At 43.2% G+C, this 22,961-nt stretch carries 21 protein-coding genes and 2 tRNA genes; 14 read left to right on the top strand and 9 right to left on the bottom strand.

What is annotated here, in order from left to right; translation table 11 throughout:
• Positions 1-12: 12 nt before the first annotated feature.
• Together ABDW02_RS16020 and ABDW02_RS16015 are read left to right on the top strand one after the other, a co-directional pair.
• Entirely contained in the window at positions 13-1,173 is a 1,161-nt protein-coding gene (locus ABDW02_RS16020; protein WP_343636276.1) for a patatin-like phospholipase family protein, read from the top strand.
• A gap of 136 nt (positions 1,174-1,309) precedes the next feature.
• Positions 1,310-1,561: a hypothetical protein gene (locus ABDW02_RS16015; protein ID WP_343636274.1), complete on the top strand. Its 252-nt coding sequence runs from the start codon at positions 1,310-1,312 to the stop codon at positions 1,559-1,561.
• A gap of 1,550 nt (positions 1,562-3,111) precedes the next feature.
• On the opposite strand, the gene ABDW02_RS16010 is transcribed toward ABDW02_RS16015, so the two are convergent.
• Positions 3,112-3,195 (bottom strand) — tRNA-Leu (locus tag ABDW02_RS16010).
• Between the two features lie 149 nt (positions 3,196-3,344).
• Here ABDW02_RS16010 and xth point away from each other — a divergent pair.
• On the top strand, positions 3,345-4,115 hold the full coding sequence (gene xth, locus ABDW02_RS16005) for an exodeoxyribonuclease III (protein ID WP_343636272.1): 771 nt from the start codon (positions 3,345-3,347) through the stop codon (positions 4,113-4,115).
• A 142-nt stretch (positions 4,116-4,257) separates the two neighbouring features.
• Positions 4,258-4,869, top strand: a complete 612-nt coding sequence (locus ABDW02_RS16000; RefSeq protein ID WP_343636270.1) for a hypothetical protein — start codon at positions 4,258-4,260, stop codon at positions 4,867-4,869.
• A 15-nt stretch (positions 4,870-4,884) separates the two neighbouring features.
• Here ABDW02_RS16000 and ABDW02_RS15995 read toward each other — a convergent pair whose 3' ends face one another.
• From ABDW02_RS15995 to ABDW02_RS15980, 4 genes are all read right to left on the bottom strand, one after another.
• Positions 4,885-5,529 carry a GNAT family N-acetyltransferase gene (locus ABDW02_RS15995; RefSeq protein ID WP_343636268.1) on the bottom strand — a complete coding sequence of 215 codons (645 nt, stop codon included), beginning with the start codon at positions 5,527-5,529 and terminating at the stop codon, positions 4,885-4,887.
• A 74-nt stretch (positions 5,530-5,603) separates the two neighbouring features.
• On the bottom strand, positions 5,604-6,008 hold the full coding sequence (locus tag ABDW02_RS15990) for a hypothetical protein (RefSeq protein ID WP_343636266.1): 405 nt from the start codon (positions 6,006-6,008) through the stop codon (positions 5,604-5,606).
• Between the two features lie 378 nt (positions 6,009-6,386).
• Positions 6,387-6,797, bottom strand: coding sequence for a hypothetical protein (locus ABDW02_RS15985; protein ID WP_343636264.1), 411 nt, complete (start codon positions 6,795-6,797; stop codon positions 6,387-6,389).
• A gap of 176 nt (positions 6,798-6,973) precedes the next feature.
• Positions 6,974-7,056: transfer RNA gene (locus tag ABDW02_RS15980), tRNA-Leu, on the bottom strand.
• A gap of 143 nt (positions 7,057-7,199) precedes the next feature.
• Between ABDW02_RS15980 and ABDW02_RS15975 the strand changes: the two genes are divergently transcribed.
• Entirely contained in the window at positions 7,200-9,188 is a 1,989-nt protein-coding gene (locus ABDW02_RS15975) for a LamG-like jellyroll fold domain-containing protein (RefSeq protein ID WP_343636262.1), read from the top strand.
• On the opposite strand, the gene ABDW02_RS15970 is transcribed toward ABDW02_RS15975, so the two are convergent.
• Positions 9,152-9,379: a hypothetical protein gene (locus ABDW02_RS15970; RefSeq protein ID WP_343636259.1), complete on the bottom strand. Its 228-nt coding sequence runs from the start codon at positions 9,377-9,379 to the stop codon at positions 9,152-9,154. The two genes, ABDW02_RS15975 and ABDW02_RS15970, sit on opposite strands and share 37 nt — an antisense overlap.
• 59 nt (positions 9,380-9,438) lie before the next feature.
• Between ABDW02_RS15970 and ABDW02_RS15965 the strand changes: the two genes are divergently transcribed.
• Positions 9,439-11,403, top strand: coding sequence for a M48 family metalloprotease (locus tag ABDW02_RS15965; RefSeq protein WP_343636257.1), 1,965 nt, complete (start codon positions 9,439-9,441; stop codon positions 11,401-11,403).
• 146 nt (positions 11,404-11,549) lie between these two features.
• Here ABDW02_RS15965 and ABDW02_RS15960 read toward each other — a convergent pair whose 3' ends face one another.
• Positions 11,550-12,332 (bottom strand): CPBP family intramembrane glutamic endopeptidase, encoded by a 783-nt coding sequence (locus ABDW02_RS15960; protein ID WP_343636254.1) that lies wholly within the window; start codon positions 12,330-12,332, stop codon positions 11,550-11,552.
• A 52-nt stretch (positions 12,333-12,384) separates the two neighbouring features.
• Complete coding sequence (locus tag ABDW02_RS15955; protein ID WP_343636253.1) at positions 12,385-12,960, bottom strand: hypothetical protein; 576 nt, start codon at positions 12,958-12,960, stop codon at positions 12,385-12,387.
• A gap of 337 nt (positions 12,961-13,297) precedes the next feature.
• Here ABDW02_RS15955 and ABDW02_RS15950 point away from each other — a divergent pair, with 337 nt between their 5' ends.
• The 6 genes from ABDW02_RS15950 to ABDW02_RS15925 all read left to right on the top strand — a co-directional run bounded on the left by ABDW02_RS15950 (position 13,298) and on the right by ABDW02_RS15925 (position 20,342).
• The gene (locus ABDW02_RS15950; RefSeq protein WP_343636251.1) at positions 13,298-13,858 is read left to right on the top strand and encodes a hypothetical protein; all 561 of its coding nucleotides are present in this window, start codon (positions 13,298-13,300) and stop codon (positions 13,856-13,858) included.
• A 47-nt stretch (positions 13,859-13,905) separates the two neighbouring features.
• Positions 13,906-14,760, top strand: a complete 855-nt coding sequence (locus tag ABDW02_RS15945) for a sigma factor-like helix-turn-helix DNA-binding protein (RefSeq protein ID WP_343636249.1) — start codon at positions 13,906-13,908, stop codon at positions 14,758-14,760.
• Positions 14,761-15,135: 375 nt separating this feature from the next.
• Positions 15,136-16,410, top strand: coding sequence for an ATP-binding protein (locus ABDW02_RS15940; RefSeq protein ID WP_343636247.1), 1,275 nt, complete (start codon positions 15,136-15,138; stop codon positions 16,408-16,410).
• The gene (locus ABDW02_RS15935) at positions 16,397-16,846 is read left to right on the top strand and encodes a response regulator (protein WP_343636245.1); all 450 of its coding nucleotides are present in this window, start codon (positions 16,397-16,399) and stop codon (positions 16,844-16,846) included. The genes ABDW02_RS15940 and ABDW02_RS15935 overlap by 14 nt, the downstream gene beginning before the upstream one ends.
• Before the next feature lie 9 nt (positions 16,847-16,855).
• The gene (locus ABDW02_RS15930; RefSeq protein ID WP_343636243.1) at positions 16,856-18,448 is read left to right on the top strand and encodes a SpoIIE family protein phosphatase; all 1,593 of its coding nucleotides are present in this window, start codon (positions 16,856-16,858) and stop codon (positions 18,446-18,448) included.
• A gap of 190 nt (positions 18,449-18,638) precedes the next feature.
• Entirely contained in the window at positions 18,639-20,342 is a 1,704-nt protein-coding gene (locus ABDW02_RS15925; protein WP_343636241.1) for a T9SS type A sorting domain-containing protein, read from the top strand.
• Between the two features lie 68 nt (positions 20,343-20,410).
• Here ABDW02_RS15925 and ABDW02_RS15920 read toward each other — a convergent pair whose 3' ends face one another.
• Positions 20,411-20,752: a DUF983 domain-containing protein gene (locus ABDW02_RS15920; protein ID WP_343636239.1), complete on the bottom strand. Its 342-nt coding sequence runs from the start codon at positions 20,750-20,752 to the stop codon at positions 20,411-20,413.
• 169 nt (positions 20,753-20,921) lie between these two features.
• Here ABDW02_RS15920 and ABDW02_RS15915 point away from each other — a divergent pair, with 169 nt between their 5' ends.
• The gene (locus ABDW02_RS15915) at positions 20,922-22,181 is read left to right on the top strand and encodes a putative DNA modification/repair radical SAM protein (protein ID WP_343636237.1); all 1,260 of its coding nucleotides are present in this window, start codon (positions 20,922-20,924) and stop codon (positions 22,179-22,181) included.
• Positions 22,178-22,942, top strand: a complete 765-nt coding sequence (locus ABDW02_RS15910) for a TIGR03915 family putative DNA repair protein (protein ID WP_343636235.1) — start codon at positions 22,178-22,180, stop codon at positions 22,940-22,942. Before ABDW02_RS15915 ends, ABDW02_RS15910 begins: the two co-directional genes overlap by 4 nt.
• Positions 22,943-22,961 lie beyond the last annotated feature (19 nt).

Below are 22,961 nucleotides of genomic sequence, written 5' to 3'. Positions count from 1 at the left end.
TCAAATAAACACATGAAAACAAAATTTGCATTAGTACTATCCGGCGGCGGTTTTAATGGCGCGTTTCAGGTAGGAGCGTTAAAGTACATTTCCGAAAAGTGGAGAAGCATTTCAGGAAGTGACAAACCAATGAAATTTGACATTATTTCGGGTGTCAGTGCAGGAGCCATTAACGGGGCCTTGGTTGCAATGAATGAATTGAGCTTGCTTCAAGACCTTTGGGTTAACAAGATTGGTAAAAATGGGGCTTCTGAAATCTACACATCCCCTGTTATCGATACTTCAAGCAAGGAAGACAAGCTGAAATTTAAACTGGATAAAAAGGAACTAGGCAGGCAGCTATTGGAGAACATTGACCTAAAGCTGTCTTTCTTCGGAAAGTTGGGTATCATCTTTTCAAAGGAGAAACGCCAGGCGTTTATTGATTCAGCGTTTGAGCAGTTAGGGAACGTGGTAAAATCTAATCTGCATAAGATCAAAAGCGTTGCCGACAATACACCACTACAAATCAAACTGTCAAAGTACCTGGATCGCAACAAAATCAAAGACACGATTTACACTTGTGGTTTTGTGTCGCTCAATAGCGGACAGTATCACAGCGTTAAACATTCAGATTTTGTCACTCATGACGACTTTTTAAATGGTGTTCTTTCTTCAACCGCCATGCCTGCAATTTGGAAGCCGGTGGAAAAGGTTTCTTTTTATGAAGGGGCAAGTATGGTATCAGCATACAACAATATCGACGGGGGCGTAATGAATGTTTCACCGCTAGGGGATGTTATCAAGCTGATCAATGAAGACCCGGAAGAATGCCGGTATAAAATCATCGTCATAAACTGCAATAGTGGTTTCCCAAAAATTCAGGATTATCAAAACAAGTCGATCGGAGAAATTACGGTCCGCGCAATCTATGAACTTTCACTGACTGAAATCTTCAACAATGACGTTAGCCATTTTCTGCAAATGAATGAACTGGTTCAACAGTTCCGCGAGTACGGAAAAAATGTTCAGTTGCGTTCGGTTTCGAATCGCCCAATCAAGGCATTTGACGCAATAGTGGTTAACCCTGATCGAAACGTGGAAATGGGTAATTCTTTGGTTGCAAATGAAAAATTGATCGATCAAAGAATAGCGCACGGGTACGCTAACGCCCAAAAAGCGTTCCTGGTATAATCTCCCCAGGAAAATCATTAGAAACCCCTCTAACCCCTCAATCCAGGGCCGTTATGAGGGGTTTTTAACATAAATTAACATAAAATCAATCCTTTTAGGGGGTCCTGGCCCCTAACAAGGCCCTAAATCTTAGACCATGGCATCAAATATGATAAGTGAGATTCGCCAAGAACTCAGTAAAATCAAGGGATTGCGAAAACAAACGGCGCAAAAACTAACCGCTGAAACCTTAAAGCTGTACAAAGGATTTGAAAACCTCAGTACAGAGAAACGTCAACAGCTCTTAGATGCGATGCGCGAGTTTGCAACAATAGCAGTTCTTCAACTGAATCGATTGATAACATTGAAAACAACAGAAAATGAACACAACAACAAAAACCGCATTTAATCAATTTGCAGGAAAGAAAAAAGATACAGCGCGTGTTAACCAAAACGGCTGTTTAATTTATACCCGTGTTTCAAGTGGAAGACAAGAAGAAGGCGCCAGTTTGGAAACTCAACTTGAATTCTGTCACGACCTTGTTAGAAAGCACAAGCTTAATATCCTCGCCTATTTCGGAGGGGGGAAAAGTGAATCTGCAAAAACTGATGAACGCACGGAGTTTAAAAAAATGCTTGAGTTTGCTAAACGAAATAAACAAGTTGGCTACATTGTCATTTACGCTTATAGCCGTTTTTCACGTACAGGGGGCAGCGCAATGGGAATAATTGATCAACTAAAGGCGATGGGGGTTTATATTATTTCCGCAACGCAGGAAGTGGACGCTAAGACATCAACCGGAACGCTTCAAGAAGGAATTCAAATGGTGTTTTCCCGATATGATAATGACCAAAGAACGGAGAACTGTATTAACGGGATGAAAACAAAACTTAGAAACGGTTACGTTTCCGGAAACATTCCAATCGGTTACACCAACATGAACCCCGGAAAGCGCAAACAACCTGTATTGAAGATAAACAAGGAAGGGGAACTGATCCGCGAAGCATTCCTCTTAAAAGCAAACCACGATCTAAGTTATAATGAAATTACAGAGCGTCTTAAAAAGAAAGGCTGGCCCCGTGATGCTAAACGACTAAGTGAAATATTCCGCAACCCGTTTTATTGTGGAATCATTGTTTCAACCCTTATACCGGGTGAGGTGATTAAGACGGATAAACACCCCGCTCTTATTTCGGAGGAAGTATTTTTGAAGGTGAACGGTATACTACGTCAAAAGCGCACTCTGGGATATAAATACAACCGGGACGAGGAAAACCTACCTTTAAAACAGTTCTTGCGCTCAGCAAGCGATAATACACCTTTTACCGGGTATATTGTAAAACGCAAAGGGTTGTATTATTACAAGAACAACACTAAAGGCAGTAAAGAGAACAAAAGCGCTAAACAAATGCACGAAGCTTTTAAAGCCCTACTTTCTGAATATGTGCTTTCAGATTCCAGCATGGTTGAACCAATCAAAAAGCTAATGATTGAAATGTGTATGGAAATGCAACAGGAAAGCATTGAGCAAGCGGTAAAGCTTGAAAGCGAGGTTTCAAAGATTGAAAAGAACCTAGATACCATAGAACGCCGCTTTGTTCTAGGGGAGATAAACGGTGATTTGTACAACAAATATTATGAGGAATTTCAGCTTGAATTGGTTCGAACTAAGGAAGAATTGGTAAAATCATCATTTGATTTATCGAACCTTGAAACAGCAGTCGATAAGGCCCTCGATTATGCGCTGAAACTCCCGTCATTGTGGGAATCTGGCGATTTGGAAGAAAAGAGACGTATTCAGAATATGGTATTTCCTTCCGGTTTGGTTTATGATTTCCAAAAAGGTGAATATCGAACCGACGAAGTGAACAGCCTATTTTCGTTCATCCCAATATTTACAAGGGTTTCGGCGGAAAAGCAAAACGGGACAGTAGATAAAAACTATCTGCTGTCCCGTTTGGTACCCAAGACTGGACTCGAACCAGCACACCTTACGGCACCGCCACCTGAAGACGGCGTGTCTACCATTTCACCACTTGGGCATCCTGCCTACAAAAATAATCGTTTTCCGGATTAAAGCAAGGAAACCGGGCCGCCTTTCTTTGGTTTCTTCATTCGGACAACTTGCTCTTTGTTTTTTTTAACCTTTCTATGCCTCTGCATTTTGTACTTTACATTGAAGATTATTCTTATGAAAATAGCAACCTATAATGTGAATGGCATCAACGGAAGGCTTCCGGTATTGTTGCGCTGGCTGGAAGAAGCACAGCCCGATATCGTTTGCTTGCAGGAGCTTAAGGCACCGAACGAAAAGTTTCCCGAAAAAGCAATCCGAGATGCCGGTTATACCGCACTCTGGCACGGACAAAAAAGCTGGAACGGTGTAGCGATTCTCACCCGCGGACTTGAAATAGAAGAAATCTGCCGGGAACTTCCCGGGGAAAAAGAAGATACCCAGAGCCGTTATATGGAGGCCATGATAGCGGGAATGGTGATCTGCTGCCTGTATTTGCCCAACGGGAATCCGGCGCCCGGACCCAAGTTTGACTATAAGTTGCGTTGGTTCGACAGGCTGACTGACCGTGCCAATACCCTGCTTGGTTTCAAAACTCCGGTAATTCTTGTCGGGGATTTCAATGTTATGCCAACCGAACAGGATGTTTACAAACCTGAACGCTGGCTAAAAGATGCGCTCTTCCGCCCGGAAACCCGCGCTGCATTCCACCAATTGGTTTCCCAGGGGTGGACCGATGCAATCAGGTACTTATACCCGAATGAAACGATTTATACCTTCTGGGATTATTTCAGACAAGCCTATCAACGAAATGCCGGTTTGCGCATTGATCATTTCCTGTTGAGCCCGGAATTGAAGAGCAAACTGAAAGATGCCGGTGTGGACCGAAACGTAAGGGGCTGGGAAAAAACGAGCGATCATGCGCCGGTATGGATTCAACTGGATTAATGCCGGTCGCTAAATTTCTCTTCCTGACATGTGAATTACACAAATGAATCCATTGATTGTATAATGGAAACCGTTAAGGGTTTTCTCAATTTGCTATTGGAAACAGGACGATAAGGATTGTCTTTATCTAAAAACACATTCCATGGCACAAAAAAACATAATTCCAAAACAGATTGTCGGTGGAAAGACAGGAGCAACGGCTTCGGTAAAGACTTCATCCGTTGAAGCTGCCAAAGTGTTGTTCGAGGAGGCCAAACACCGATTGTTCGCGATTAATAACTGGCAAAAGGTATGCGGAGGGAAAGGCGCAAGCTTCCTGTTAACGGATAAACACGGAAATCCACTGACTCAGACAACACCCGAGATTGGGAATTTGATTAAAATAAAGCTCCCGGCGCCACCGAATAAACAAGGAGACGGCTATGACTGGGTACGTATTGAAACATTCGAGAATACAACCAATCCTGTCAATGATGAGGAAACAGTTGGTTTTCGCGTAAGGCCTGTCAGCAATCCGGCGGATCATTCCGGGGAAAGTGCGCACTTCTATACGAGTGATGCCACCAGTTCTTTTTTGGTTATCAGAAGAGGTTCGCGTGTATATGCACTGGAGCGCGGCAGAAATGAACAACCCAATCCTTCGGGTGGATTTTGGAATAAGATCCGGAATATCCTCATTGCATTGGCAGCAATGCTGGGGCTGGCGGTGCCGCAATGGAAAATGCTGGTTAATGGGATAGTAGGTAAAAAGTGAGTGTTATCTATGCAGTTATTCTGCAGGAATAACCACGGATGTATAAAGGCTGCAAACTTTCCATCCCAAAGATTCATAAAGCCCTCTTCCCTGTTCTGTGGCAACCAAAAAATTTTTACTAATATTTTCCGACAAAGCAATTCGTTCCAATTCCCTCATCAAAAAAGCAGCAAGGCCTTTTCGTTGGTGATTCTTTTCGGTCATAATCCGGTCGTAAACTGCTAAATCATCTACCAGGATAAGACGTCCGCTGGAAGCCGGTTCGCCATCCGGAGAAATAATCCGGAGAACTATCGTGGAATTATATGTATCGAACTCAGTACGATATCCTTTCGGCAAGTCTTTGTTCTGGATAAACATCGGTGCATCACGGTACATCATGTATCCTTGCGGTTGAAGGATCCATCTTCCGGGCACTTTACTTTTGAGTTCTTCCGGAGATGCACAAACTTTCAGGAAAACCCAGGGTTCGTAAATGGTTTCCGAAAGCCGGATAAAGTCATCGGTGAGCTTTGGAAACACATAGCGGATTTTTTGTTTCTCATAACCAACCTCTATCTTATAACCCGATTTATAGTTTACGGGCGGCGGCAATTCCCGCGACAAAGACCAGGCAGTCAGCCACTTTTCTAAAATATCCGAAGAAATACAGTGATCCATCTCAGGTATTAAAATTAAGAATTAACCTCTTCAAGCTTATTATCAACATTCTAAAAAAGGAGACAACCGGAAATTTAATTTGTTTCTTCCGGAACGAAAAAATCGGGACCAAGAGTAAAAATAAATTCATTTTTGTGCCGGTCTGCAACCATGGCAATCGTACGCGTCCAGGATTTAGCATGCTTATGGTCGCTACCCTCTTTGGTAAATGTGAAATACATTCCTGAATAGCGGTACCTGGGAACCCCGGTATTGAGCGATGATGCACCTCCGAATACAGAAGCAATTCCAGTATGCGCTCCTGTAACAGTAACTCCGTCGCAGATAAATGGAACAATGATATGGCCGGTGCTGTCTATGACACCCCATTTCTTTTCTTCACTGTGTATTTGCCAAAAACCGGTAGTTGTATCTGCGTTATCGAATGTGAGGAACAGTCCGTCGAAAAGCGGGATCAGTGTATCGTATTCCGATTTCATTTTTTCGAACACTTCAGTGTTTTCCCGGACAGAATGAATCTTCGGGACTTTTTTTGAATGTTCAGAATTTTGTGTGCAACCGACCAGCAAAAACAATAAAAGATAAAGAAGCGACTTATTCATAAGGTTGAATCAATGTTGAAATAAAATTAAGTAATTGCTTTCAATAAGCTTCTCGTCCAGTCTGTTGAAATGAAAAAAGGAGATAACTTCTGAACAAATTTTATAGTTATTGTCCCAAGCAGAATTCGTTCCTCATTCGCTTTGGGACGACGAAGTGAAAGGCATATAAAATCAGAAAGGCTGTGGAGAATCTCTACAGCCTTTCTGATTCGTCGTGCGCAATTCGGTCTAAATGTAGAACCGGTTTGATTTTGGCTAATCATTTACTGCATACCAGTTCTCTTTTATCTTGAAATCATTTCCTCCATTTTTTACATTTGCATCCATCTCCGCTATAACTGTAGAATCATTCGTGAAGACAATTGCAGAATAATGATCTAATAAACCACGATCCATATAGAAGGTAATTGTTGTTTTTTTTGTGTCAATTCCAATATGTCCATTATAGCTGTTGATTGAAAACCCGTCATCAAAAGGGTACCCAAACTCATCTGGAAAATGATTATTTCCAGATTGATACTTCAAATCACCTTTTTCTAAAATATCATTTTTAAGCTTTTCAAGTCGAAAACGATTCTCTGACCATTCTTTTTTCCAATCGATCTTTCTTGATCCACAACTGGTGTTAAGAAAAAAGATTAGTGCGATATAGACTAGTTTTTTCATTGTTTTTAAACGAAAAATCCCAATAAATATTACTTTATCGGGGATTTAACAAAGAGAGTGCATGACTGGACTTACCGACGAAGCTGAATTATCATTCATCTTGTCGGTACCTTGCTTCTCGTCCAGTCCGTATAGAATGAAAAAAGGAGATAACTTCCGTTATCTCCCTTATCGCGTGCGCATGACTGGACTCGAACCAGCACATCCGTAGGAAACCACCCCCTCAAGATGGCGTGTCTACCAATTTCACCACATGCGCGGTTTGCGTTAAAACGCTTGCGAAGATAGTATTTTTTCGGATTCATTCGTCTTCTATAAAACAGATATTGCCGGAACATTTACACTAATCCGGTTTTGCCGGTTTGCGGCACTTGGCTATATTTGCGCTTCCAATATGTTACCATGAAGCACACCATACTTCTGCTGGCGCTGATTTGTCCGGCTTTATTTTCCTCTGCACAGTCTCAACAGAACAGCCTTTCTTTTGACGGAACCAATGATTATGTTTCCTGTGCGCTGCCGGGTATCTTTACGAATCTTGCCAACAATGATTTTACGTTCGAAGCCTGGGTTAAAATCGAAAGTACTTCACCTGGGCGTGTATTCTTTGCCCAGCAGGACAACAGTAATTTCGCCACCCTGCTCCTTTCCAACGGGATGCTTTTTTATGTAAAGATTTCCAATATCACGTATACTTCCAGTGTTGCGCTTCCGCCACAGAACCAGTGGGTACACCTGGCGGCAACGTGGGATGCATCTGAACAATTGCCGATTATCTATATGAACGGAGTACGTCAATACGGTACTTCAGGCGGTGCCTCCAGTTCTGCTGTCAACAGTACGATGACTATCGGAAGCCGTACGGATGGCGCGCAGTTATTTACCGGTGAAATGGATGAAGTGCGGATCTGGAATACCGCCCGGAAAGAATGTGAAATCAGAAGTACGATGCACAGCATACCTGCCGGGAATGAAGTGAACCTGATCCATTATTACAACTTCAACCGCGGAACAGCCGGGGGAAATAACCCGACTTTTACCTTATTGCCGGACCTTGCAGGTATTAATAGCGGTACGCTTATGAATTTTGCATTGAACGGAAACACATCCAATTGGGTATCCTCTACTGCCCCACTGACAGGCATTGGACCTCAAAACGCGTATGAAACGACTGACACAGCTGCTATTTGTGAAGGAGAAAGTTATTCCTTCGGGACCCAAAACCTGACAGCGACAGGAGTTTACCAGGAAACATTTACAAGTGCGGAAGGCTGCGACAGCCTTGTGACCTTACAACTGAATGTACGTACCGTAAACATGCCACCGGTAATCCAGGCATCGTGTGCGTCTTATTTCTGGCCGCAAACCGGGCAAACTTACTTCACCAGCGGGATTTACAGGGATACCCTGACAAGCAGTTACGGATGCGATTCGATTCTTACGCTTGATCTTACAATCGGCCAGCACAGCGCTGCTTCCGTTCAAATGGATGCCTGCGGATCCTACACCTGGTCATTGACCGGAGAAACGTATACTGCAAGTGGTCTTTATTACGATACCATTCCGAATGCTTCGGGATGTGATTCCGTGATTACGCTGGACCTGACCATCCTGGAACCGACAACATCCACCTGGCCGGTGACTTCGTGTTCATCGTACGAATGGCCACAAAACGGGGAAACCTATACTGCCAGCGGACTTTATTACGATACGATCTCCAATGCTGCAGGTTGTGATTCGATTATCACGCTCGACCTCACCATCCTGGAGCCAACAACAGCAATCATCTATGCCAGTTCTTGTGGACCTTACTATTGGTCGCAAACAGGACTAACCTACAGTTTCAGCGGTTCTTACCAGGATACTATTCCGAATGCGGCTGGTTGTGATTCGGTGGTAACTCTTTCACTGCTTATAAACCAACTGCCCCAGGGCGTGATTACTGACAACGGACAAGGAACGCTTTCTGTAACTACCATTGCTGAAGTCAGCGACTGGATCGATTGCTCAACCGGTCAAGCCATCCCGGGACAGCAGGGACAAAGTACATTCACGCCTGTTCAGAACGGAAGTTATGCTGCAATCCTGGAGAATACCATGACACTTTGCAAAGACACAACTGCATGTTATACGATTGGTTCCGTAGGTTTGGAAGAACACGCATTTTCTGACCTGCACATAACACCTAATCCTGCACACGACCAGGTAACCGTGTTATTTCAGGGAGAAACCGCACATTTGACCGTATTGGACGCACAAGGCAAACAAGTATTGACACAAACGGTATCGAGCGGAGCACAAATTTCCCTGCTTACTCTGGAACAGGGCATTTACTTGTTCCGCCTGGAGAATTCTTACGGTACGGCAATCCAGCGGGTTGTGAAGGAATAAAAAGCTAATTGATACAAGGAGGAAAGATCAATCTGTTTATGCGGGTTGATCGGGAGGTGCGGGAATATCTGACAGGCACGATATGTGTCTGCGAAACTTTCCGTTGTTTCGGGTGACATCGTTTTAACCTTTCGCAATTGATGTGTCAGATTACCGCTGTTATTCGGATCCTGCTGAAAATTGTGATCCATATTCCCGGTATTTCATTGAAACACTTATTTTTGCTGTCATTATCACTTTCTAAATCTTTATGAAATACATCACCACCTTTTTTGCCTTCATCATACTGTTTTTTTCAGGGACGGTTATCGGACAAAAACGCGACCAGGTTGCGGAACAGGCCATTGAAAAAGAGCTACAGTCCATTGCACCTGCTTATGTAGATGAATTCAGGCAAGCTACCAATGCTATGGATAAAGGCGATTTGATTTTGGCAGACAGCATTTATTCAATCATTTACGAACACGCCCCGTCGTTTGATCACGTAGTGAGACGTTTGGGAAGTATTAAAAATGAACTTGGCCAACAAGACGAAGGACTCGTCCTTTGTGAACGAGCAGTTGAGATGAATCGCTCTTATGCCAACCTTATTACACTGGTAAACTGTATCATCCAGCAAACCAATGCATCTACCATTGATCTGGCACGTGCAGACAGTCTTCTCCAAGAGTCAAAATTATTACCTGAGTCTAAAAATGATGTGAGTTTTTATTTAATGGATGCTCAGATCGGGCTGCGATTAAATAATATGTCACAATTCCGGGCAGCGACGAATTTCCTGGAAGCCAATTTCAAAAATGAGATGGCAACACATTATTACGCAGCGATTCTCGCTGCCAATAACGGAGATCCGCAAAAGGCAGATAAAGAGATCCGAATTGCAAATAAACTGGGTTTACCGAACGAGGAAATGAATGCTTTCCTGGCAGCAAATGCGGATTATACACCGTACAATCCGGATACAGGCCCATCATCAACAGAAAGTGCGATCTGGAATTTCCTGGACATTCTTTTTGTAATCGTCATTGCTTGGATCAGCGGTATTGTATTGCTTTACCTGGTTGGAATTATTTTGTCGATGATTACATTACGTTCCATTGAACAGCAGATCAAAAACAATGATTTGCAGGCAAGTTCCAGGCTTCGAAAGGTTTATAAAATCCTGATCACTACCGCAGGTTTCTATTACTATGTTTCCCTGCCCATTATAGTGGTTTTGGTTCTGGCAATCGGAGGCGGGCTTGTTTTCGGTATGCTATCGGCGGGTATTATTGCCTTTAAACTTGTCATTATTATTGTCATTGTTGTAGGTGGTACGATCATCGGGTTATTAAGATCTTTACTTGTGAGAGGCCGTTTGCAGGAACCTGGAAGATTGCTGAATGAACCGGAAGCACCTGAATTATTTGCTTTGACCCGCTCGGTAGCAAAAGACCTGAATACACGACCAATCGACGAAATCCGGATTACCCCGGAAACAGATCTGGCAGTTTATGAAACCGGTTCGTGGAGGGCTAAAATGCAAGATAACGGTAAGCGCGTCCTTATTTTAGGAGTTGCTGTTTTGAAAGACTTCCGGAAAGATGATTTCAAGGCTATTCTGGCACATGAATACGGGCATTTTGCCAATCGTGATACAGCGGGCGGAGGCGTTGCGATGCGTGTTCAGCGGGATATGACCAACTATTACATTGCGCTCTACAATTCCGGGAATGCTACCTGGTGGAGTATTGCCTTTTTGTTTTTGAAGTTTTATCATTTCATCTTTACACGTATATCTGCCGGCGCCACCCGTTTACAGGAAGTACTTGCAGATCGTATTGCTGCTGAAACTTACGGTGCACAATCGTTTCGCAACGGATTGACATTCGTGGTACGCCGTTCTATTGAATTCAGTATGCTGGCAAATGCTGAAATCAAGCAAGCAGAAGAACAAAAAAGAGGGCATGCAAACTTCTACGAATTGTCAGATCTTCCTGACACCGAATTTGACCTTGAAAGTGAATTACAGAAGTCGCTCAACCGCAAAACGAGCGAACAGGACACACATCCAAGCCCTGTTGACCGTTTCCGCTATGTGGAAGGTATCACCACCATTCCAAAACAGGATACCGGCACTGTACATGAATTCTTCACCAACTGGGGAGAACTTACCGGGGAAATGACTCTGGAAATTGATAAAATCATTCAAGAGCAAAAACGAATGACCAGTTAATAAAACAATAGGGGTTGGTTTTTTTATTTATTTCTTTCTCATCAAGATAATCAGCAAATTCATCCGGAGAAGTATATAGAAAATTAGGAATTCCAAATCAAGTTATGTTTCCCGAAGAATTTGCAAAATATTTAAAGAGGCTTTGGTCAGAGGGCGTATAAACGATTTATGTCCTCTTTTTTCATCGTCAGACGCAAAATAAGGAGAAGAATAATACAAATTATACCGAATACCATTTGGGTTTGAATGACATCCATCATAGAATCTTCTTTTAAAGGCAACGGTTCCAATTTGAAAATCGAACTGTACATCCCGTGGAAGTTAATTAAACCATGTAATACTCCTATTAGTATTATATTTTTGAATCGGATGAAAAGACCCTCAAGGAACAATCCCATGAGGAATGCGAATAGCATCTGGTTCAATACAGAAAAAATATCAAGGTCTCCCGTTATTAGATTACCAATGTGAAGCAATGCAAAAATAGCTGAAACTATAATAATTTGTCCAAATGCCTTTCTTCTTGGATATGCTGCTACTACCAAGCCGAAAATAATCCATCGACACAATACCTCCTCCGAAAACCCCACACTGAAGCATTTAAAGTAATATGCTGTTAGGTTTTCCCATCCGTAACGAACTCCAATATAGGGTAAAGCAAAACGAAGCGATAAGAAAAGAAGTATCCCAACTACAATAGCTACTCCCACATTATTTTTCAGGACTTTTTTTAAATCGAAGAAAGCTTCTTTTTTAAGTGCCAGGTAAAAACCAAACAATAATAACAATCTACCTAGACCAGATATAAGTAAAGCTGCAGTTCCGTTGTCATTTAATTTATAAATCTGTACGATTCCACTCACCATAAACTTTACAAGCATTAGGGAAGCAAAAAGTAAGAGTAGAAAATACAGAAGAAACTTTTTCATGTTTGAAAATAACACCCCCTATGCTAATTGACATAGAGGGATATGGTATAATTTAATCAAAAAAACTTATTTCACCCTTACATGCGTAAAATTCGATACATCCACCCCATGAACATGGAATTCCCATAGCAGAGTACCCCTCATATGTCGTTCTTATTTTACATTTAAAACTAATGTGGAACTCAGAAGCAGCTTCGTCAAAGTGTTCGAAATCATCCGAAACAAGAGCAACATTAGCAGGTACTGCTACATAGGATGCAATTGGTTTTTTAATCACTGATGTGTAAACACCATCACCAGCTACTACATCATTGAATTTTCCATCATCCGTGTAATCTACATTATTAAGAATGTAAGAATCTGACGGAACATAGGACTCATCAAACATCAACAATGAAAATTGTTGAACATACTCCGTTCCATTGTTAACTACCAAATGGCTTTTAGGTAAAATAGCCACCGACCGATAAAACAATGACGTAATTGCTCCTGATTTTTCAGCATCTATTGCTGTTTCTGTTTTTGCGTTTGGTGACTGGTTAGGATTTAGGTTTTGCTTATTACAAGCCACTAAAATTGCTCCTCCTGCAATTGCCAGAAAGGAAATTCCATAAATTAACTTTTTCATTTTTTAAATGATTCTTGTGAATAATGATTATTTAAGTTCCGCAAACCTAGCAATCAGGAATTATTTCGTCAACCGTATTTACCACATTTTTTAAAAATGTAGTTTTCCTAAATTCTGGTAAAAAAACTCCTCACCGAAAATGACTAATAAGAAAAACAGCTCTCATCTTGAGAGCCGTTTTTAATAATTTTAAAGTCGGGTGGGAATTCTGATTAATCCCCGATTAATCGTACCCTTATTGTTTTATCTTATTCAAAGCGAAATATTGAATAGGATAAAAAATATTTTTTTCTGTCACAAAATAACCACCTTCCGGTCTTTGGTATAAAAAACGATTATGGATACTCCTTTTTTATTACCGATCGAGAAGCCGAAAAGCCTTCTCTGGAAACTGGTCTACTTCATGACCCGCAAACGCTTCGGCAAGGTCATAACCCCTTTGAAAGTATCTGCCGTGAGAATGCCGGTGGCTTTCGGAAGTTTTTCGGGGAAGATTGCCCAACTGGATAAAAAACTGCAGCTTCCGGCAGAGACCGTGATGCTGATCCGTGAACAGGTGGCTCATATTAATGTGTGTGAGTTCTGCATGGACATCGGCCGGGCGCAAACCATTGTTTCATCCATGAATCAGAGGAAGTTTGACGAACTAGCGGATTACAAATCCAGTTTGCTGTTCTCCGATAAGGAGCGTGTGATGCTGGATTTTGTGACGATGCTCGCACAGGAACGCAAAATGGAAAAAGACCTTTTCGACAAGCTGGCAACCCATTACAGCGAACGGGAGATCTGTGAAATCGTGTGGATTGTTTCTTCCGAGTTTTATTACAACATCGGGAATATCGGGTTGAACATTCATTCGGATATGCTGTGTGATATTGCGAAAAAACGTATGCACTAACCGATTGACAAAAGAAACGTATCAGTCCTTTTTAGTAGTTTTATCGCATGGAATTAACACCCGAAATATTCGCACTTCGCCCCTATTTGTTCAGTATATCCTACAATATGCTGGGAATGGTTGAAGAGGCAGAAGACATTGTGCAGGACGTTTTTGAAAAATGGATGTCCGCCGCGGAAGTCCGCGATGCAAAAGCGTACCTGGCGCGCATCGCTGTGAACCAAAGCATCAACCGGTTGAACGAACTGCGGAAAACGCGGGAAAATTATGTCGGAATGTGGCTTCCGGAACCTTACATAACCCTGGAACCGGAGCCTGTTCCTACACTTGAATACGGTATGCTCTTTTTATTGGAACGCCTGAACCCGAATGAACGGGCGGTTTTCATTTTGCGCGAAAGTTTCTCCGAAGAATACACTTCCATTGCCGAAATCACCGGGCTTTCTGCAGAAAATTGCCGGCAGCTGTTGCACCGGGCGCATGAAAAACTGGGACGAAGCAAACCGCTGCAGGTAGATCCTGAAAAACAACGTGCCTTTACCATTGCTTTCCTGACAGCGCTTCACGGTCAGGATCGTTCGGAACTGGATCATTTACTGCGAAAAGACATTGAACTTTACAGCGACGGAGGTGGTAAACGGGCTGCTGCTCTGAAAGCGCTTTTCGGATTGGACAAAGTGTTGAAATTCCTGCTTGGTGTAACCCAACTTCCGGAAGCCCGGGAAAATCACTTCGAATACCGGGCTGTTTACGTAAATGGCCGTCCGGCGGCATTGCTTTTCAACCGCACAACCGAACAGCTGGATTCCATGCAGTATGTGGAAATGGAAAACGAAGAAATAAGCCGCCTACTGTTTGTGCGCAACCCGGATAAGCTGACGATACGGGGGAAATTGAACTAGTGTTACGATCTCAGGTATATCATATCCGTGACCAGTCTGAAGAATGCTATTGAAACGTTGCCTTAACAGGCATATAACAGGTTTTAGAAACCGCTTTCACGTTATCGGGAAGCGGTTTTTTCTTTTTCAGGCAGTGGTCCACAACAAGTTCAAAATCGCATAAGTTAAAATCAGGTGATTAATCAAACAGTTGGTACAGAAGCGGATGTGATTGCACTGTTTGTTATTTCAAGCTGTTTTTATCATTTTTTAAGAAAAAACGCCTGCTAAAGATGGAAAATTGCTTGATATGTAATAATTAAGTGGTATTTTGGAGATACGATTTTGAGAAAAACACACCGGTTAACACACAGTATGAACCAATAATTCACTGCTATGTACTCTACTCTATTCACAACGGAATCCCTGCTTATCCACCCTGATTTCGGAGAAAAAGACATTCATTTTCTGAAAGAGTTCTATGAGTTCAGCATAAAATACTATGCTCAGGTAGAAGAAGACTTAAGAGATTCTTTCAGGGATCACCCTTTTTGGGGAGAATTGTTAAAGATGCAATCTCCGGAAGATCAGAAAAGAAATACGGAACGCGCCCACCAACTTCAGTATAATGCCATTTACAACGGCGAATGGGATGAGTTCACAGAAGATACGATTCAACAGGGAAGAATGTATGCTCGGATGAATGTCAAGTATTCGGATTGGTATGAATTCATTAAAATTTACAAAGACTGCCTCAACTTCTATATTTTGAAGGAATGCCCGGACGATACCGAACGGGCGGTCAATATCTGTAAAGGATTGCGCATACTCACCGACTACATGATGTACCTCATTGCCGAGGCTTATTTCCATGAAAAGAACATCATTATTTCACAGGTCAATGCCGATTTGGAGCGCCGTGTGACAGAACGGACAGCGGAGCTCAGCGAGATCAACGAAGAACTGGAACGTTTCAGTTATTCCGTTTCACACGACCTTCGGGCACCTTTACGTGCCATTGACGGATTTGCCAAGATCCTGGAAAAAACACAGGCTTCCAACCTGGATGATTCCGGAAAAAAATACCTGGGAATCATTACCGGAAGTGTCGCACGGATGGGAAACCTGATCGATGATTTGCTGGCATTTTCCCGCCTGGGCAGGTTAAACAAAAACATGAATGTTTTCAGCATGCGGGGATTGTTCAATGAAGTATTCCAGATCCTGAAACTTTCTGAAGAAGATAAAAACCTGGAACTGATCATCGATGACCTGCCTGATGTGACTGCTGACCGGGAAATGATGAAGCATGTAGTGAATAACCTGCTTGGTAATGCGATCAAATTCACCTCTAAAAAAGCATATGCCAAGATCGAAGTGAGTGCCAGAGAAACCGAAGATGAATTCATTTTTGCTGTAAAAGACAACGGTGCCGGGTTCGATATGCGGTACATGTCCAATCTCTTCGGCATCTTCCAGCGCCTGCATTCCGATACGGACTTTCCGGGTACGGGAGTCGGGCTGGCCATTGTACAGCGCGTGATATTGAAGCACGGCGGAAGAGTTTGGGCGGAAGGTGAAGTGGGAAAAGGCGCTACGTTCTACTTTACGTTAAAGAAACATCCTTCATTCGAGACACAATCTAAAACTGAAACACATGAAAACGACTGAGTTTATTGATATCCTGTTTGTGGAAGACAGCGAATTGGACGCAGAATTGACACTGATTGCCCTGCGGGAGGAAAACCTGGCAAACAATGTGATCTGGCTGAAAGATGGCGCCCAGGCACTGGATTTCATTTTTGCAGAAGGTGAATATTCCCACCGCAACATTGAAACGCAGCCGAAACTCATCTTACTGGATCTGAAAATGCCGAAAGTGGGCGGAATTGAGGTTGTGCAACGCATTCGTTCGGATGAACGGACCAAGAGCATTCCGATTGTAATCATGACCTCATCCAAAGAAGAAAAGGATGTGCTGGACACCTACAAACTCGGAATCAACTCTTATATCGTTAAACCGGTAGATTTCGATAAATTTTCAAAAAGTGTCAAAGAAATCGGGTTTTACTGGTTGCTTATGAACCAGTCTCCCTTACCAGGTTAATCGGATTGTATGTTGAAACCATTGAAAATTCTCATTCTGGAAGACGAAGCGAGTGATGCCGAATTGGTGAAGTACCACGCTTCAACCCTGGATTATGCCTGCGAATTCAGGCATGCATTCTCAGAAGAGACCTTTTTACAAGCCCTGAACGAATTTGTTCCGGATATCGTTCTGTCGGATTATAAACTGAACGGATACGATGGAATGCGTGCGCTGGAGCGATGCAATGAACTCCTACCTTTCGTACCGTTTGTTCTGGTTACGGGAACACTCGGAGAAGAACTTGCTGTAAAAATCATCAAACAGGGAGCGAGTGATTTCCTGTTGAAAGGACATCTTTCCAACCTTCCCAAGACCATTGTACGCGTGCTTCGCGAAGCAGAAAAAAAACGGGAAGCTGCTAAATTGCAAGAGGAAAGGGATTTACTTTTCAGTCAGTCCATAGACCTGATCGGTATTGCCGGAACAGATGGATATTTTAAAACCATTAACCCGGCATTCGAACGGACATTGGGGTACAGCCTGGAAGAAATACTTACTACTCCTTACATCGAATTCATTCACCCGGAAGACCGTGAAAAGACCTTACAAAGTGTCGAAAACCTCCAAAATGCTTCTCAACCGGTTTCCATCGTCAATCGAAGCAAATGCAAGAACGGAGCATATGTTTGGCTGGAATGGCATTTGGTTATGCGGGCAGACCTGGTTTTTGCCAATGCCCGTGACATGACCGAGCGCATGCGTTCGGAACGGGAAATTCTAAAGCTGAACCAGGAACTGGAACAAAAAGTGGAGCAAAGAACACAGGAACTTTCGATTGTGAATGCTTCACTCCTGGAAAAGAACCGGGAAGTTACAGACAGTATTCACTATGCCAAACGGATACAGCGTGCCAAGATCCCACGAATAGAATACCTTCAGAACCGTCTTTCGGAATGTTTTGTATTCTTTCAACCGAAAGATATCGTGAGCGGAGATTTTTACTACTTCCATCAAACAGGAGAAACACTTTTTATTGCAGCAGCCGATTGCACGGGACACGGAGTTCCAGGAGCATTGCTAAGTATGATCGCCATGGAAAAACTGGAAGATGCTTTTAAAAACAGCTCTGATCCGGCGGAAGTTTTGAGTCTCTTAAACAGGAGCATCAAAGCAGCTTTCCAGCATAAAGAAGACCGGAAATCACTTCATGACGGACTGGACATTGCTCTCTGTGCGCTGAATACGACCACCGGATTTATGAAATTCGCAGGAGCAAACCGTCCTTTATGGATTATCCGGAGAGGAATGAACGATATTGAAGAATTCAAAGGAACGCGCAAAGCAATCGGTGGGATTACCCACGAGAATGATCCGTTCGAATGTCATGAAATACAATTAAAAAAGGGCGACACGTGTTACATGTTTTCGGATGGATATGCCGATACTTTCGGTGGTGAAAACGATAAAAAAATGATGACCCGGCGTTTTAAGGATATCCTGCTGGGTATCCAGGAATACACATTGGACCAGCATGAGCGATTGCTGGAAAAGCACCTGCACGAATGGAAAAAAGAGAACGGCCAGACAGATGATATCCTGGTTGTGGGATTCCGGTTTTAGAACTATTCCGCAAAATTACGAAACATCACGGTTATAGTTTGTAACTTTTTCTCACACAAAATTTAGGAATATAACTTTCAGCACTTCTTTTGTGCTTTATCAGACCGGAAAACCACATTTAACGTTTTCCCATTTGGCTCAGGATCAGGAATGAATTAACTTCCTCTCATTAACTATTATTCACTTTAGTATGAGAACAACACTATTTGCAGTTGCGCTACTTCTTGCGCCAATCTTTGGTAACTCCCAACGGATTCTGGAGGTCACAAACGGAAGCTGGTTCAATCAAAACCTGTCTGTGGAAACCTTCCAGGACTTTGTGATCAGCGGTTACACGGAAACCAACCCCGCAACCGGCTTTTTAACACCCACATTCAAAATTTCCAACATTGCGGGAGCACCTATGAACACCTATTATGTCGATTATCCTGATCCTGTTTATTTAATGGATTTCACCATCCGGGAAGCTACCAACACCATTATTCTTACCGGAATGACCGCGTCGCTTGCCAGTGGAACACCTTATAAGATGTTTGTTGCGGAAGTAGACTTTTTCACGGGAGCCCCGGTACAAAGTTCGCTGGAATATACGTTTAACGGAAACTCCATGGTTCCTCACCAGGTAATCTGCTCCGAATCTACCTCACAGGTAACAATCGTAGGAACGGAGATTGCGGGAACCATCACTTCCAGCAACTACGGTACGATCCCGAAATTCGGATTTGTACTTGGGCTGGATCTCAACAATTTCAATACGATCCTGTACAACCCGATCGAAATGGACCTTCCGGCTGTTAGTATCTGGGATTACGACATGCTGGAAAACATTACGGAAGTGCCGGGATCAGGTTATTTCATTTCCGGGTCTTGCAATGCCCCCACTTCCGCGGAGCAAAACCTCATTACGGTATGTACCGATTACGCCGGGAACGTAACCTTCTCGAATATCATTGACAACACGAATTCCCGTTTTTCAGGTTCTTCCGTTCTGTACAACCCGGTTTTGAACGTGGTTTACCTGCTGGCAAACAACAGTGTGATCCATCAGTTCAATGTTGCCATCTGTAACCCGTTTAACGGAGCATTCCTCACTCCGTGGACACGCCATCAATTGGCGGGATACCCGATCGGAAGCGGAGTTGACCAGAATGGTTTCCGTTTGCAGCAATCCAAAGCCAATATGATTGTGATCGGCGGATATTTGAGCGCTCCGTCTGGGGCATTGCCGCAATTGCTTACTCCTTTCCAGATTACGATGAAGGATAATCTGACTTTCCTGGGGGCCAAAATTTACCAATCCGGGAATAACTCACCGCTTGCACCGAGCTATTATGAAGAAAGTGGTAATTCGGTTTTCATCAATACACCGGACATGATCGTTTACAACCGTTTTTCGGACCGTACTTACCTGGTAAACCAAAACACAGTCAACGGAGGATTCGACCTGAATGTATCTTCCCTGCTGAAAATATCGAAATGTGAGAAATCGGTTCCTGTAAACACTGTTACAACCAACCCGGTTATTGTAGGAACAGGAAACTTCAATCCGCTTCCGATGTACCCGGCACCGTATCCTCCCAACCCGATCCCAAGACCTATCCAGGAAGTGATCCTGTGCCAGAGCATTGCACCTACGCTGGTTGCAAACGATCCGGGCGTGACCTTGTCTCCGAATCCGGCAAACGAGTTCTTACAAGTTACTTTGGATGAAGAAACGATCCAGGATGTATTGGTTTACGACCTGAAAGGAAACCTGGTACTTTCGCAAAAAGCTAGTGCAAGAACTGCTGAAACAATGAGCATTGCAATAAGCAAACTAGACCAGGGAGCTTACATCCTTGAAGTGACATCGAAAGAAGGAATTGTTCACCGCGAACGTTTCGTGAAGGAATAAGTTCTAAACTATTTACGTTTAAAAGGAGGTAATGAAAGTTATCTCCTTTTTTGCTATCGGAGAGCGGCTCAGCGCTGAAATAAATGGATCCAGATGATCCGGGACAGGCGGAAATTAAAAAAGCTCAACAAGATTATAATCACGGTGATCAGTATAAAGAAAACCCACAGCGGTACAAATGCAAAAAACGCTATGAAAACTGCTATCATTTCCGCTACCGTAAGCGCATAACTTACATACATAGCCCCCAGGAAATAACCCGGCTCTTTATCAAAAAGATAATTACAAACCGGACAACGTTCGTGCATTACAGGAGCTTTCAGTAAAAAAATAGTTCCCCGGTATTTAAAAATGGGCCCTTTTTCGCATTTGGGACATGTTCCTGCTATAATGGATGAAATTTTTGACATGGCTTACTATTTATTGAAAGGTACGCCGCCTAATCCTGCTTTAAAAATGGATATACTTATTTTGATCCAATAAATGTTAAGCCCTTTTTATAATAAAGTATATTGATTATAAAATAATCCAAATAAAATTAATTTTTAATCAATTGATTCTTTTACCTATTTTTGTTTCATGCAAGAACGTATCCAGGAAAAACTGAACATACTGGCAGATTCTGCCAAATACGATGTTTCGTGCTCTTCCAGCGGAAGTGACCGAAAGAATGAAAACAAAGGCCTTGGCAATGCCTCTGCATCGGGTATTTGCCATACGTATACGGAAGACGGGCGCTGCGTTTCCCTGTTGAAAATCCTGCTTACGAACCATTGCATTTTCGACTGTGCTTATTGTGTGTCCCGGAAAAGCAATGATGTAAAACGCGCGGCTTTCACCGTTCAGGAGGTCGTTGACCTGACCATCGGGTTTTATCGCCGGAACTACATAGAAGGATTGTTTCTCAGTTCCGGGATTTTCAAAGACGCAGATACGACCATGGAACGCCTGGTGCGTGTTGCCAAAAAACTGAGGCTTGAACACGGCTTCAACGGCTATATTCACCTGAAGACAATTCCCGGTGCCAGTAATGAACTCATGCATGAAGCCGGCTTGTATGCCGACCGGTTGAGCGTGAATATCGAACTTCCGACCGAGCGAGGTTTAAAACTATTGGCTCCCGACAAGACATTCGAAACCATGGAGAAACCGATGGGATTCATTTCAGAAACCTTGACCGCACTGAACGACACCCGGAAACTCATAGTGAGTACACCGAAATTTGCCCCCGCCGGACAAAGTACGCAGGTTATTATTGGCGCCACGGATGAATCGGACCGGGAAATTATCCAGACAGCGGACCGTTTTTACCGCGGATTCAACTTAAAGCGCGTGTATTATTCCGGGTATGTTCCCGTATTATCAGATGATCGTTTGCCTTCTTTGTCGATGCAGGTTCCTTTGCTTCGCGAAAACCGCCTGTACCAGGCAGATTGGCTGATGCGTTTTTACGGGTTCGGGGCACACGAGATTTTAGACGACTCGAATCCGAACCTCGACCTGGAGATTGACCCGAAATTCGGATGGGCACTGCGCAACCTGCATCTCTTTCCGCTGGATATCAACAAAGCTGACCTGGAATTGATTCTTCGCGTTCCGGGAATCGGAGTCCGATCCGCACAAAAGATCGTGGCCGCACGAAAATTCGGAAACCTGGGTTGGGAAAATCTCCGCAAGCTGGGTATTTCTTTGAACCGTGCGCGTTATTTCATTGTTTGCAAAGACCGTGCGCTGGAAACAAAAGACTATTCGGCGGAAACACTGCGGCATTTGGTATTAGCTACCGCAAATTCCAAATTCAGTCAACTACACGGAACACAAACGTCGCTTTTCGGATGATCTGGCTGGTATACGACGGTAGTTTTGAAGGATTACTGACTACCGTTTTTGAAGTGTATGAATACAAATGGCCGGAAATCCACATTCGTAAAGAAGGAATGGCCGTTCCTCCACTTTTTGCAGAGATACGCCATGTTGTAACGGATGACGAAAAAGCAAAGCGGGTCTGGAAAAAATTGATCGGTCTATTCGGGCCGTCGGGAGTACGCACTTTGTGGATCTCCTGGCTCAGCGAACTGGAAACTATTGAGGAAACCATTCTCGAAGTAATCCGGTATGGACTCAAATTGCAGCAGCATGTATTGAATGACTTCGGGAACCTGCATGTGTTGCAATTGCAGCAAGCAGTCAAATCAGTTGGCCGTGAAAAGCACCGCATGGAGGCTTTTGTGCGTTTCCAGCTCACCAAAGACGCCATTTATTTCTCGGTCATTGAGCCGGATTTCAATGTGCTTCCACTCATTTTATCACATTTCCGGGACCGCTATGCCGACCAAAAATGGTTTATTTACGATTCGCGCAGGGCTTACGGCATTTACTACGACCTGGAAAGAGCCGAATTGGTGGATTTCATTCCGAATGCATTGCTCTCGCCAAATGGACTTTCAAGCGAAGCTTTCAGTGAGAATGAAATGCTTTTTCAGAAACTGTGGAAGGATTATTTCAAAAGCACGAATATTGTTGGGCGTAAGAATATCCAATTACACGTGCAGCATGTCCCGAAACGGTATTGGAAGTATTTGGTGGAGAAGCGTTTATGACAGAATGAAAATGAGAGTG

Origin of the sequence: Fluviicola sp. (assembly GCF_039596395.1) — a bacterium.
In the GTDB taxonomy this organism is placed as follows: Bacteria; Bacteroidota; Bacteroidia; order Flavobacteriales_D; family Crocinitomicaceae; genus Fluviicola.
Note: the sequence above shows the minus strand (reverse complement) of the source record. Positions and strands in the feature narration are given on the sequence as shown.